Source organism: Candidatus Acetothermia bacterium, assembly GCA_024653305.1.
GTDB lineage: Bacteria > Bipolaricaulota > Bipolaricaulia > Bipolaricaulales > Bipolaricaulaceae > JACIWI01.
The window spans coordinates 1-12,606 of record JANLFW010000024.1; the positions used below are offsets into that span (position 1 = coordinate 1).

Here is a 12,606-nt window from a genome sequence, read left to right on the forward strand (position 1 = left end):
GACTACGAGCTAAGGGAGGCGATATGGCCCACTTGAACATCCGAGCGGGATGTTCCTCCACAGGGAATCGCGGTGCTCTCGGATGGTCATCCGGTAGCCCGCGACCTCCCAGGCCCCAAGCAAGAGGGTGTAGTCCTCCTCCGTCCCTTCCTCGGGCGGGACAACCGAGGACTGGGCGATCCCTATCCCGGCGAGGAGGCCGACCAGGAGCACGCCACGAACACACGCCTTCCATGCCCTCTTCATCGACGCTCCTTCTCACCGTACAGGGAAGGGAATCGCTCGCGAGGGCCGTGGGTCCGTTCTGTCGAGGTCAAGTTTCCCGTGGTCAGTGGGCGGGTCAGGAAAGCTTCTTCGCGGACAAGGCCAGCAGAGGTCGCCGACCGCTTCGGCTGGAGCAGCCCTGCACGCGTCCCCCAGCCAGCGGGCAACGGGCGGTCAACCGCACACCCGGATGACCAAGAGCCCGGCCGCACATGCCCCGCCCACCGGCAACGTAGCCCACGTTACCTTGAGAGGGGACACAGGCCCTCGCGGGCCCCGCCCGGCCGCGGTACGGTCCCGCGGGGTGATGCGATATGCGTAGGTTTGGGGTTTTGGTCGCGCTCGCGGTCGTCGTGGGAACAGCCGCCCTGGCCGAGCGGGTCCCCCACGAGCCGATCGTCATCCGCTCCGATGCCGACTTCACGCCGGAGAACGGGGTGGTGGGGGGATTGGGGCTCGCCACCAACCCCTACGTGATCGCGGGGTTCAGGATCGACGCCGCCGGTACCGACTACGGGATCCTGATCTCCGGCACGACCGCCCCCTTCGTCATCCGGGACGTGGAGATCCAAGGGGCTCAGGTAGCGGGGATCAAGATCCAAAGCGCCAAGAGCGGCACCGTTGCCGACGTCTGGGTGCGGGGATGCCTGGTCGGGGTGAGCCTGTTCCAAAGCCAGAACATCCGGGTCCTGGGAACGAGGATCGACGAGTGCCCGGATGCAGTCCGGGCCTTCTTCTCATCGGATGTGGTTCTCTCCGGCCTCACCATTGCCCGGGCTCGGGTCGGGGTGTGGTTCGGGGGCACCACCGCCTCCCGCCTCGTGGACAGCGTGATCATGGAGTGCGACCTCGGTGCCCTGTTCGAGCTCGGCAGCGAGGGCAACATGGTCGCCGGCAACGCGTTCTTCGCCTGTCGGATCCCGGCCAAGTCCGAGGGCGGCAACCGCTGGGACGACGGGGCACGAGGGAACTTCTGGCAGGGGTTCAGCGCCCCGGACGAGAACGGGGACGGGATCCTCGACCGTCCCTACCGGGTGGGGCTGGACGAGGACCGGTTCCCGCTGGCCTCGCCTCCGGGAGGGGCGTAGAGCCGCCGCGCGCTTCGGATCAGGGCCGCCAGCCCCACCCAGGCGGCGACCATCAGCCCGGCCAGCCCCCAAAACGGGATCGGGAGCCGCAGCCGCGCGAACGCCACGCCCAGCGCCACCCCTGCGGCGGCCGTCGCGGAGCTGCGGGGGAGCGCCGTGCGCACCAGACGTCGGCGGGCTTCCTCGCCCGGGCGCCGGAGCTGGACGGCGAGGACTCCCAGGTCCCAGCTCCAAAGGGCGAGGGCCATCGCCCCCAGCGCCGGGAGGAACCCCCCTGCTGTGGCCGCCCCCACGGCCAGGGCGGCCAGGAGGTAGAGCCCGAACGCAAGCAGGCCCACCTTCCGCACCACGAGCCCCAGGAGCCATACCGTCGGGGCGGCAAGGGAGACCATCCCCCACGGCCAGATCGCCCACCCCAGTCCGCTCCAGGCGCAGGCGAACGCGGCGAGGTACCCGCCGGCGGCCAGGATCACCGCGCCCTCCTCCAGTGGGCCTTGGCCTGGGGAGCGAGGGGGCAGCGGACGTCCCACACCAAAGGCCGGATCCCGGCCGAGACGAGCTTCTGCCACATGACCCACCGCTCCAGGGCCAGGATGCGGCCGGACAGCTCCACCTCCGGTCCTTCCTCCAACTGGGCCTGCTCGAACGCAAGCGGATCGGGAACCAGGACCATCACCCGGTAGCCCCGTGCCTGAAGCCGGCCCAGCTCCTCCTCGTCCCCGGGGACGAGCGGGGACACGAGCACCACCTGCGATCCGGCCCGCAGGAGCCGGGTCGGAAGGTGCCCGAGCTCGGAGAAGATCTCGGTGGTGCCCAGCTCGGCCCGGGCCAGTTCCCGGAGGAGCCGTTCCCCATGGAGTCGGCCATAGCCGGGGAACACCCAGTCCAGGTACCGACCGTAGAGGAGCAGCCCCACCCGGTGCCCTTGGCCCAGGAAGAACTGGCACAGGGCTCCGGCCGCCCGCACCGCGTGGTCCAGGAGGTCGACGGCGTTGGGCACCAGGTACGCATCCGCCCGCACGTCCAGGACCACGACCACATCGGCCGCCCGTTCCTCCTCGAACTGGTTGATCACGAGCCCCCCCAGGCGGGCGTACGCCTTCCAGTTGATGCGGCGTACGTCGTCGCCAGGCAGGTACTCCCGGGCCCCGAAGAACTCGGTGCCCGTGCCGCCCCGGCGGGCGCGGGCCGTGCCGGCGGCGACCAGGGTCCGCCGGGGGGCGATGGCAACCCCGGTGAGCCGTTCGCATCGCGGCAGAACGGCCACCGGGGCCGGGCAGGCCACCTCCCCTTCCCATAGCACGTACCCGAGGAGGTCCCGAACCTGGACCCGGATCGAGGACAGGGGATAGAGGCCGCGCCGGGGCCGGGCGGTGTACCCCAGGACGAGGCGCCCCTCGGCCGGAAGCGGGCCGATTGCCGTCTCCGCTCCATCCAGCACCTCCCACCCCGGATAGGGGCCGTCCTCGACGGTCACCGCCTCGAGCGCCAGGCCCATGTTCTCCAGCACCACCTCGATCCGGAGGGAATCCCCCTCCAGGAGCCGGTTGGCGGACACCGTGCGGGAGGCGCGGAGGCGAGGGTGCCTCTCCGCGTAGGAGAGGGACAGGCCAAACGTGAGGTGGACCGCGACCGGCACCGCCAGCAGCACCACGCCCGGATGGCGCAGCCCGAGCCCCAAAAGCAGGAGCAAGAACAGCAGGGATAGCTCGGCCGTGGTCTTGCGCCCGCCCATCATCCCACCTTGGGCACCGGAACCTGGGCGAGGAGCTCGGCCACGATGTCCTCGGCCCGCACGTCCCGCGCCCAGAGGTCGGGCGACAGGATGAGCCGGTGGGCGAGGGCGGGGACGGCCACGGCCTTCACGTCGTCGGGGATGACGAAGTCCCGCCCGGCCAGGGCCGCCCGCGCCCGGCTCATCCGCAACAGGGCCAGCGTCCCCCGCGGGCTCGCCCCCACCGCCACCGACCCGTGGCGGCGGGTCCCGTGGACGAGCTCGGCCATGTACTGAAGGAGGTCGGGGTCCACGTACACCGTCTCCAGCACCTCCCGCATCGCCAGGATCTCGGCGGCGTCGGTCACCGACGTCAGGGCCAGCTCCTCCGCCCGCCGCTCGATGCGGCGGTGCAAGATCTCCACCTCCTGGTCGAGATCGGGGTAGCCGAATCGGAGGCGCACCAGGAACCGATCCAGTTGCGCCTCCGGGAGCGGGAACGTCCCCTCGTACTCGATCGGGTTTTGGGTGGCGATGACCACGAACGGCTGCGGCAGCGGGTGCGTCGCCCCCTCCACCGTAACCTGCCCCTCCTGCATCGCCTCGAGGAGCGCGGACTGGGTCTTGGGAGTGGCGCGATTGATCTCGTCGGCGAGGATGAGCTGGGCGAAGACCGGCCCTGGGCGGAACAAGAACTCCTCGTTTTCGCGGTGGAAGAGGTACACCCCCAAGATATCCGCCGGGAGGAGGTCGGGCGTGAACTGGATGCGCTTGAACGTGAGGTTCAGGGCCTGGGAGAAACAGCGGGCGGCCAGGGTCTTGGCGAGGCCCGGATAGTCCTCGATCAGCACATGGCCCCCGGCAAGGATGGACGCCAACATGAGCGCAAGCGGCTCGTGCTTGCCCACGATCACCCGCTCGATCTGGGAGAGGATCGCCTCCCCCCGTTTCGCCACGTCGTCAACGGTCAACGTCCCCCCCTTTCGCGTACCCCCACAAGGCATCCACCGCCCGAGCGAGGACGTGCCGCCAGCCGCGGTGGGGGAACCGGGTCCGCCAGGCGTCCTCGGGATGGAGGGCGGCCCTCAGCTCCGGCCGGGCCGGCCACCGGTCCGCCCGGATCTCTTGCCACGCCTGCCCTGGCGGGATGCCCGCGCGCCGAGCCCGCAGGGCCACTGCGGTCCGGCTCAACCGGGCCGCCAACCGCCGCCGGGCCCAGGGAGAGGCGTCGGCCCGCCGGATGAGTTGGACGAGCTCAGCGAGCTGCGATGGACGCGAAGAAGGGGCGGGCGCGCGCCCCGGCGGCCGCCGCCTCCCGGCCCCGGGCATCAGCATGCGCGCCACCAGCACCGCCACGCCTCCCACCAAGACCACCCACACCAGCCCCTGGGGCACCGCGTCCACCAGCCACCACAGGCGGATGAGGGGGGCCACCACCAGGCCGGCGATCAGGCTCCGGAAGGGGAACGCGAACAGGGCGCCCAGGGCCAGCGCCGCCGTCCCCACCACCGCCCAGCCCCACCACGGCCACCGCTTACCCGTAGGCCCGCTCGATGGCGGAGAGGGCAGCAATGGCCTCCTCTCGCCGGGGCTCGCTCGCCTTGCGCCCGTACCGCACCTCCTCAAAGAGCTCGGTTAGCTTGCGGATCGCGTCCTCCTGAAACCCCAGCCGCGCGAGGGCCGCCGCGAACTCCCGCGGGGTGAGGCCAGGAGCGTCCTCGGTCTTGGCCTTCCTGGACAAGATCTCCACCATCTCCAGCCAGCACCGGACGACCACGTCCACCACCGGGAGGCCCCGCTTGAGGTCGGCGGCCGCCTCCTCCGCCACCTCCCGGATCTCCGCGGCCAGCCGCGGGCGCCGGGAGAGGGAGAGCCGGCGGGCTAGCCCGAACGCGAGTGCCCCGCCGAGGGCGACGGCCACGAGGTAGATGGCCCAAATGGGGGCGGCCGGTGGGCCGGGCACCGCCCCTCCCCCCACCGGGTTCCCCAGATTCCCGGGCGCGGTCGGCTCGATCGGGAAATCCACCCGTTCCAGGGCCATTCGGTCCAAGATCTCCCAAAGGAGGAACAGGCTCAGCCCAGCGCTGATGGCCAAGGTGAGGAGCCGCCGGCGCAGCCCAGGCGCCACCACGAATGCCCCCACGGCCAGGACCAGGGTCGCCAAAAGCAGGAAGAACAACACCTGGGAGAGCCACTCCAGCCGCGCTCCGGGAAACAGGGCCGGCCACGCGAACCCACCCCTATCCCCTTCTTCCTCCCCCCATGACAAGGGCTTCCCTTCCCGGAACCGCACGTTCCAGAGCCCGGCGGCGAGCGCCCCCAGGAGCAGGGTCACGAGAAGCCCCGTCAGCACGAGGCGCCACCCGCTCATCCCTCCACCCGGATGTGGAGCTCCCGGAGCTGGGCCTCGTCCACCTCAGCCGGGGCCCCGGTGAGGGGACAGCTGCCGGTGGCCGTCTTGGGAAACGCGATCACCTCCCGCAGCGATCGCGCCCCGGCGAGCATCATCACCCACCGGTCGAGGCCGAACGCGATCCCCCCATGGGGCGGTGCCCCGTACTCCAGAGCCCGCAGGAAGAACCCGAACCGCCGTTCTGCCTCCTCCGGACCGATCCCGAGGACGCGGAAGATCCGCTCCTGCAGGTCACGACGATGGATGCGGATCGAACCGGAGGCGAGCTCGACCCCGTTCAGCACGAGGTCGTAGCACTTGGCCCGCACCCGAAGCGGTTCGGCCTCCAACAGGGGCAGATCCTCATCCTTGGGGGACGTGAACGGGTGGTGCTCGGACTCGATCGAGCCCGCCTCGGACAGCTTGAACAGGGGGAAGTCCACGATCCACGCCGGGGTCCACGCCCCCACGGGGATGAGCCCCCCCTCCCGGGCCAAGCGCAGCCGGAGCTCCCCGAGCGCCGGGGCGACCTTTGCCACTGGCCCGGCGGCGAGGAGGATAAGGTCGCCGGCCTTGGCCTCCGCCCGTGCCACCACCGCCTGGAGCGCCGCCTCCGGCACGTGCTTGGCGATGGACGAAGACAGGCCATCCGCCACCTTGATCCAGGAGAGCCCGGCGAGACCGAGGCCCTGGGCCGCCTCCTCGACCTTCCCCAGCTCCCCCCGGGACCTGCCGGCCCCGTCGGGCACGGGCAGGGCCCGGACCACCCCGCCGCCCGCGACGGCCTCGGCGAACGCGCGGAACGGTCCCCCGGCGAACAGGTCCGAGACGTCGGCGATCTCCATGCCGAACCGCAGGTCCGGCTTGTCCGACCCGTAGCGGGCCATCGCCGTGTCGTACGGGATGCGTGGGAACGGCGTGGGAAGCTCCACCCCGATCGTCTCCCGGAAGACGTGGACCATGAGGCCCTCAAGAAGCCCGAACAGGTCCTCCGGGTCTTCGAGGAACGCCATCTCCAGGTCGAGCTGGGTGAACTCGGGCTGGCGGTCGGCCCGCAGGTCCTCGTCGCGGAAGCAGCGCACGACCTGGAAGTACCGCTCCACCCCGGATGTCACCAGGATTTGCTTGAACAGCTGCGGGGACTGGGGGAGGGCGTAGAACTTGCCCGGATCCAGGCGCGACGGGACGAGGAAGTCCCGTGCCCCTTCCGGGGTGGACCGGGTGAGCATCGGCGTTTCCACCTCGATGAACCCGTGGGCATCCAGGTACTGGCGGATGGCAGAACAGATCCGGTGGCGCAGGCGCAGGTTTCGCTGCATGTGCGGCCGCCTGAGGTCCAGGTACCGGTAGCGGAGCCGGGTCTCCTCGCTGGCGTGGGCCTCTTCCTCGTCCACCGGGAACGGGAGCGGCTTGGCATGGGACAGGACCGTGAGCTGGTCCACCACCACTTCCACTTCCCCGGTGGGGAGGTGGGGGTTGGGGGCCTCGCGCAGGGCGACTGTGCCCTGGACGCGGATCACGTCCTCCCGGGAGAGGCCGTGGGCGTCGGGGAGATCACGGACCACGAGCTGGACGATCCCCGATCCGTCGCGCAGGTCGACGAACAGGAGTCCGCCCAGATCGCGCAGGCGGTGCACCCAACCGGCGAGCTCTACCCGCCGGCCCACCGTGCTTCGCCCCAAACGGCCACAGCCTTCCCTGGTCATGATCGCGCCCCTAATCCGTGATCCCCCTCACACCTCATTGTAGTTCCGTCAGGGCACGCCTTACAGGGGCAGCGCCGCCGGGCAGATGGTGCGGTACGCGCAGGGGGCGCACACGGCGAACGACGGCTTGGCCGTGAACTCCTGGGCGCGGATCCCGGCCGCTGCCTCCTGGATCGCCCCGAGCGCCCGCTCGACCATGCGCTCGCTGGGCGTGGCCCGCCCCACGACCACCTCCGGGGTCAGGAACCGGAGCTGCACCTCCCGCGGCGGCTCCCCGAACATCCGTACGTAGGCCAGGGCGTAGATCGCCAGTTGCAGCGAGTCCTGGACCCGCCGATCCACCCCCTCCGCGGCCACCTCGGACGTCTTGTAGTCGATGATCACCGCCCCGTCCTGGCCTTGGTCCACCCGGTCCCAGTAGCCGATGACCTTCGCCCCGCCCTCGGGGAACGCAAAGAACTTCTCCACGAGGGTGGGGCGCGCCCCCTCCTGCTCCTCGAACGCGTGGAACGCCCGCAGCGCCTCCTCCCCGTGGGCGAGCAGCGCCTCCTCGTGGGCGAGGGACAGGAACCCCTCCGACCGCCACGCGTTGCGGTACACGGCGAGGAGTTCGGGCACGGGCAGGGTGCGGCCCTGGACCTTGGCGAGGTGATAGGCCTGGATCGCCTGGTGGACGGCGTGGCCGAGGATGACCGTGGGGTGGAGTCGGATCGGCACGCGCAGGACGTGGATGTACCGGTACTTGAGGGGGCAGGTCAGCCAGTCGTCCACCTGGCGGTAGGATAGGGTAAGGGGGGCGTTGGCCTCCACCGGCGGCTCCGTGGGCGTGGGCTCCCGCCCGACGCGCACGATGCGCAGGAGGGCCGGGGATCCTCGCTCCAGCGGGCCCACCCCCTCCGGGCCCAGGGCCTCGAGCACGAACCGGGACACCTTGGCCGCCCGTTTCCGGGGCGCCTCCCCCGGGGATCGGTAATCGTCGGCGGAGAGGAGGAAGAGAAAGCGTTTGGCCCGTGTCATCCCCACGTAGAACAGGCGACGTTGCTCCTCGAGGTGGGCCACTTCCGGGGGGAGGTTGTCCGCCAGGAGCTCCGCGGGCAACGCGAGCGGGGGGTGGCTGGGACGGCCGGGGAAGAAATCCTCGACGAGACCGGTGAGGAACACGGCCTCGAACTCCATGCCCTTGGCCTGGTGGAACGTCATCACCTGGACCGCGTCCGCCCCTGGCTCGGCTTCCCCGACCATGGGGTTCCATCCGAGCTCCCGCAGCTCGTCCACGTACCGCACGAACCACGGCACCCGGTCGTGGCGGGAGATCTCCTCGAACCGGTGAACCACGTGCTCGAAGAAGTCAGCGATGTACTCCACGGCCCGGCCGGCGCGGGGGTCATCGGCATGGGCGAGGGCCTGGAGGTAGCCGGTGCGCTCCATGAGGAACGCGTACAGCACGCGGCCGGTGGGGTTGCCCCGGGCGAGCTCCTCGCACGCCGCGAGGTCGGCCAGGGCCCGCGCCCCGGCCATCCGGCCCTGTTCGCTCAGGCCGCCCTTGGAAAGCGCCTCTTCAAGCACCGTGCGCAGGGAGCGGTGCTCCCGCTGCGAGCGGGCGGTGAGGAGGGCCAGGTCGTCCCCGGGCATGCGGTAGATGGGCGAGCCGAGCACGTGGTACAGGGCCTGGTCGTCTCGTGGGTCGGCCACCGCGCGTAGGAAGGACATCACGAGCTTAATCTCCTCCTGATCGAACAGACCGGCCCGGAACCGACCCTCCAGGACCCACGGGACGCCGGCCTCGGCGAGGGCCCTAAGGTACGGATCCGGTCGGTACCGGTTGCGGTAGAGCACGGCCATCTCCCGGTACGGGATGCCCTGGGCGGCCAGCTCCCGTACCTTCTCCGCCACGAACTCCGCCTCCTCGCCCACGCTGGGAAAGTGCCGGTGCACGGGGGCCACCCCCGGGCCGAACGGGGAGGTCAAGTCCTTCTTGATCGCGTGCGGGATCTCCCCCCGGGCGGACAACGCCTCAAGCCGGTACGCGTTGCAGCAGATAAGACGCCTGGCCGCATCCAGGATCCCCTGCGTGGAGCGAAAGTTCCGCGTGAGCACCACCACCTGCGTCCTGGGGAACGCCCGCAGGAATGCGAGCAGGTTGTCCCATAGGACCCCGCGGAACCCGTAGATGGCCTGGTCGTCGTCGCCGACCACGGTCACGTTCCCGTGGCCGGCGAGGAGCTCCACCAGCCGGAGCTCGGCCCGGCTCGTGTCCTGGAACTCGTCGGCGAGCACGTACGGGAACCGCCGGTGGCATTCGGCAAGGAGTCCAGGGCGCCCCTCGAGCAAGCGCACCGCCCGCAGGATGAGGTCGCCGAAGTCGACCACCCCCTCGCGGTAGAGGAGCTCCTGGTAGGCGGCATAGACGTGGGCCAGCTCCTCGTGAAGGGCGGCCTCATCCGGGGAAAGCGTCCCGCGGGCCTGGTCGAGCCAGGCTTGGTAAGCCTCCGGGGACACCCCCCCGTCCTTGGCCCGGTGGATGAAGCCAAGGAGCGGCACCAGGAACCGGAGCGGCTGGCGCATCGCCCGGACACGCAGGGCCCGAAGTGGGAGGTCGGTCAGGTGATCGAGGAGGAACACCCGCTGGTCCCACTCGTCGAGGATGCGGAAGTCCGGGGGAAGGCCGGCCAGGGGCGCGTTCTCCCGAAGGATCCGCTCGCACACGGAGTGGTAGGTGGCCACCCACGCGTCCAAGGCAGCGTAGCGCACCCAATCGAACGCCCGATCGAGCATCTCCTCCGCCGCCTGGTGGGAGAAGGTGAACACGAGGAGCTGGTTCGGGCGGGTTACGGTCCCCTCGGCAATGAGGTAGGCGATGCGGCGGGTGATCACGGTTGTCTTGCCCGTCCCCACCCCGGCCAGGACGAGGAGGGGCCCCTGGCGGTGGGTCACCGCCGCGAGCTGTTCGTCGGTCAGCCCAGCCAAAATGTCCGGCATCGCCTGACAAGTGTACGCCCCGCCGGCCGCCCCCACACCAAAGGCCGGTGGGTCGGTACCCATGTCTTGGCAACGCGCCCGCCCTTGGGTAACCTGCCACCCAGGGTGATGCCATGAGCCCGTTCAACCTGTTCTTGGTGCTGGCGATCGTGGGGGCGGTGCTGTCCATGGCGAACGTAGCCATCACGGACTGCAGCCAGGGAGTGGCGCTCGTTCTCGACGGCACGGTGGTGGGGAAGACCATCGTGGTGCGGGAGAAGGACCGGGTGGTGACCACCGGATGTCCGACTTGCCCTGGAGCATCCCCTACGAAGTCGGTGGTGGTGATCACGGAAGAGGTGTACTTCGTGGTCGCGGAGGCCACCGAAGGCGGGAAGACCTCGCAGTATAGGGTGGAGGTGGACGCCCGCTTCTACCGGGAGGCCCAGCCCGGGGCGCCGGTGGAGCTACGCCTGGTACGGGGCAAGCGCACCGGTCTTTTGTGTGGCCGCCCGGAGATCATCGTCAAGGAACCGTCCCAGTAGCCCAAGGGGTGCCGAACCGCTTGCACGCCGGGGTCGGCCACGTCGTGCACCAGCCGGTAGGCCGGCCGGTGGAGCTGCCGGTACCGCGGGGAATGATCCGGCGGGGGCCCGTCCGGGCGGAAGCATCCCGCGAGCGCCCGCAGGTCCGGGGGAGGAACCGCGATCCGTCCCGCTTCGGCAAGTTCGACCACCATCCACCACCAGCGTTCAAACTCGACGAACCGCCCTTCCTTGCGCGGCTGATTCACCAACAACGTCCCCAGCTCGGTGAGTTCGATCCCGGCCGCCTTGGCCGGCCGTAGGTTGACCCGGTGCGTCCTTCCTCGCGGGTCCACCGGTTCCAGGAGCGGCTCGGCCGGGGGCGGAATCGGTTCCAAGGTTTCCCACTCCTTACGGAGCGCGGCCAGGAACCGCGCCGGATCCCCAAGCAAGTGGTCCATCCCCAGCGCCCCCTGATAGAGGAGCTTGGCCAGGTCCTGGGCGCCGAAGCCGGGATACCGGCGGACGTGGAGGTTCACCAGCGTCTCTAGCGCCTGCCGCATCGTCGCCGGGCAGGATACCCCCGCCCCGGGAGGCCGGCCATCCCGCGCCGCGGCGAGGGGGCCTGCCCGGTTGCCAGGGGGACGGACGGTCCGCACACTTTCTTCCCTTATGTATGCATCAAGTATGCAGGCGCGATGCGGGATGATCTCTACGAGGAGCTGAAACGGCGGATCCTCCGCCTCGAGTTCAAGCCGGGGCAGGCCCTGCAGGAGCAAGAGCGGGCTCGTCGGGCGGCTCGCCCCGGAGCGGGCAACCCAGGAGGAGCTCGCAGCGATGAACGCCCTTGTTCGGCGAATGGGCGAGGAGTCGGACCCGGCGGCCCTGCGCGAGCTCGACCTCGCCTTCCACCGCGTGTTGGACGGGGCCACCCACAACGCGTCCCTCGCTTTGATCCTCGAGCGGCTGCGGAACCAGATCTCCCGCGTTTGGGACGCGAGCGTCCCCGCCGGGACGGAAGGACGCCGACCAGTGCGCCCAGGTGCTGCGAGGCCATCTCGCCCGGTTCATCGACGAGATCCTGTCGTTTGCCCGGTCAGGGGACGAAGGCTCCGGAAAGGAGAACCGTGCCGGAACAGAAGCGGGGTAAGCCAATGCGGGACAGGACCATCGCCGAGCCGTACAAGATCAAGGTCGTGGAGCCGCTGCGGATGACGACCCGCGAGGCCGGGTACACCACGTTCCTCCTCCGCAGCGAGGACGTGTACATCGACCTCCTCACCGACTCCGGGACGAGCGCGATGAGCGACAACCAGTGGGCGGGGATGTTGCTCGGCGACGAGGCCTACGCCGGATCGCGCGACTTCTACCACCTCGAGGACGCGGTGCACGAACTCTACGGGATTCCGGTACGTGGTCCCCACCCACCAGGGGCGGGCCGCCGAGCACATCACGTCGCAGCTGCGGATCAAGCCCGGCCAGTACGTGCCGATGAACATGTACTTCACCACCACCCGGGAGCACGCGGAGCGGGCCGGGGGGATCTTCTACGACGGGCGTGCACCCACGGTTTTGGACCGGTGTAAGCGGTAGGATCGGGGAGGTTGAGGGAGGGTGATCGAGGATGAAGAAGAGCCGGTTCACGGAAGAGCAGGTAGTGGCGATCCTGGCCGAGGCCGATCGGGGCGAGAAGACGATCGGAGACGTGTGCCGGGCGCACGGGGTGTCGGAGCCGACGTTCTACAACTGGCGGAAGCGGTTTCGGGGAATGGGGGTGGATGAAGTGCGGGAGTACCGGGAGCTGAAGCGGGAGAACGCCCGGTTGAAGAGGCTCTTGGCCGACCGGGAGCTGGAGATCGACGCGATGAAGGAGGTGATGCGAAAAAAACTCTGACGCCGCAGGCCCGGCGCAACTACGTGCAGGCGATGATCGAGTTGCGGGTGTCCGAGCGGCGGAGCT

General features: G+C 70.1%; 12 protein-coding genes and 1 pseudogene. 4 read left to right on the forward strand and 9 right to left on the reverse strand.

Going from position 1 to position 12,606, the window contains the following annotated elements:
• Positions 1-9: 9 nt before the first annotated feature.
• Positions 10-246 carry a hypothetical protein gene (locus tag NUV94_07490; protein ID MCR4392581.1) on the reverse strand — a complete coding sequence of 79 codons (237 nt, stop codon included), beginning with the start codon at positions 244-246 and terminating at the stop codon, positions 10-12.
• 350 nt (positions 247-596) lie between these two features.
• On the opposite strand from NUV94_07490, the gene NUV94_07495 reads away from it, so the two are divergent.
• On the forward strand, positions 597-1,352 hold the full coding sequence (locus NUV94_07495; GenBank protein MCR4392582.1) for a right-handed parallel beta-helix repeat-containing protein: 756 nt from the start codon (positions 597-599) through the stop codon (positions 1,350-1,352).
• On the opposite strand, the gene NUV94_07500 is transcribed toward NUV94_07495, so the two are convergent.
• From NUV94_07500 to NUV94_07530, 7 genes are read right to left on the reverse strand one after another with little or no spacing between them, the layout of a single operon-like run.
• Positions 1,292-1,825 carry a hypothetical protein gene (locus NUV94_07500; GenBank protein ID MCR4392583.1) on the reverse strand — a complete coding sequence of 178 codons (534 nt, stop codon included), beginning with the start codon at positions 1,823-1,825 and terminating at the stop codon, positions 1,292-1,294. The genes NUV94_07495 and NUV94_07500 overlap by 61 nt on opposite strands.
• Positions 1,822-3,087, reverse strand: coding sequence for a DUF58 domain-containing protein (locus NUV94_07505; protein MCR4392584.1), 1,266 nt, complete (start codon positions 3,085-3,087; stop codon positions 1,822-1,824). Before NUV94_07505 ends, NUV94_07500 begins: the two co-directional genes overlap by 4 nt.
• Positions 3,087-4,037 carry a MoxR family ATPase gene (locus NUV94_07510; protein ID MCR4392585.1) on the reverse strand — a complete coding sequence of 317 codons (951 nt, stop codon included), beginning with the start codon at positions 4,035-4,037 and terminating at the stop codon, positions 3,087-3,089. Before NUV94_07510 ends, NUV94_07505 begins: the two co-directional genes overlap by 1 nt.
• Positions 4,027-4,575: a hypothetical protein gene (locus NUV94_07515; GenBank protein ID MCR4392586.1), complete on the reverse strand. Its 549-nt coding sequence runs from the start codon at positions 4,573-4,575 to the stop codon at positions 4,027-4,029. Before NUV94_07515 ends, NUV94_07510 begins: the two co-directional genes overlap by 11 nt.
• 25 nt (positions 4,576-4,600) lie before the next feature.
• Positions 4,601-5,437, reverse strand: coding sequence for a DUF4129 domain-containing protein (locus NUV94_07520; GenBank protein ID MCR4392587.1), 837 nt, complete (start codon positions 5,435-5,437; stop codon positions 4,601-4,603).
• Positions 5,434-7,164 (reverse strand): aspartate--tRNA ligase, encoded by a 1,731-nt coding sequence (aspS, locus tag NUV94_07525; protein ID MCR4392588.1) that lies wholly within the window; start codon positions 7,162-7,164, stop codon positions 5,434-5,436. Before aspS ends, NUV94_07520 begins: the two co-directional genes overlap by 4 nt.
• Positions 7,165-7,224: 60 nt before the next feature.
• Positions 7,225-10,143 carry an ATP-dependent helicase gene (locus tag NUV94_07530; GenBank protein ID MCR4392589.1) on the reverse strand — a complete coding sequence of 973 codons (2,919 nt, stop codon included), beginning with the start codon at positions 10,141-10,143 and terminating at the stop codon, positions 7,225-7,227.
• A 113-nt stretch (positions 10,144-10,256) separates the two neighbouring features.
• On the opposite strand from NUV94_07530, the gene NUV94_07535 reads away from it, so the two are divergent.
• Positions 10,257-10,667: a hypothetical protein gene (locus tag NUV94_07535; protein MCR4392590.1), complete on the forward strand. Its 411-nt coding sequence runs from the start codon at positions 10,257-10,259 to the stop codon at positions 10,665-10,667.
• Here the strand turns inward: NUV94_07535 and NUV94_07540 are convergent.
• The gene (locus NUV94_07540) at positions 10,556-11,305 is read right to left on the reverse strand and encodes a hypothetical protein (GenBank protein ID MCR4392591.1); all 750 of its coding nucleotides are present in this window, start codon (positions 11,303-11,305) and stop codon (positions 10,556-10,558) included. The genes NUV94_07535 and NUV94_07540 overlap by 112 nt on opposite strands.
• Before the next feature lie 495 nt (positions 11,306-11,800).
• On the opposite strand from NUV94_07540, the pseudogene NUV94_07545 reads away from it, so the two are divergent.
• Positions 11,801-12,200 (forward strand): annotated as a pseudogene (locus NUV94_07545) (beta-eliminating lyase-related protein).
• 70 nt (positions 12,201-12,270) lie between these two features.
• Positions 12,271-12,540, forward strand: coding sequence for a transposase (locus NUV94_07550; GenBank protein MCR4392592.1), 270 nt, complete (start codon positions 12,271-12,273; stop codon positions 12,538-12,540).
• The last annotated feature ends 66 nt before the right edge of the window (positions 12,541-12,606 follow it).

Coding starts and splice junctions, on each gene's coding strand:
- NUV94_07490 (MCR4392581.1), bottom strand. CDS start 246: ATGAAGAGGGCATGGAAGGCGTGTGTTCGTGGCGTGCTCCTGGTCGGC.
- NUV94_07505 (MCR4392584.1), bottom strand. CDS start 3,087: ATGGGCGGGCGCAAGACCACGGCCGAGCTATCCCTGCTGTTCTTGCTC.
- NUV94_07520 (MCR4392587.1), bottom strand. CDS start 5,437: ATGAGCGGGTGGCGCCTCGTGCTGACGGGGCTTCTCGTGACCCTGCTC.
- aspS (MCR4392588.1), bottom strand. CDS start 7,164: ATGACCAGGGAAGGCTGTGGCCGTTTGGGGCGAAGCACGGTGGGCCGG.
- NUV94_07530 (MCR4392589.1), bottom strand. CDS start 10,143: ATGCCGGACATTTTGGCTGGGCTGACCGACGAACAGCTCGCGGCGGTG.
- NUV94_07535 (MCR4392590.1), top strand. CDS start 10,257: ATGAGCCCGTTCAACCTGTTCTTGGTGCTGGCGATCGTGGGGGCGGTG.
- NUV94_07550 (MCR4392592.1), top strand. CDS start 12,271: ATGAAGAAGAGCCGGTTCACGGAAGAGCAGGTAGTGGCGATCCTGGCC.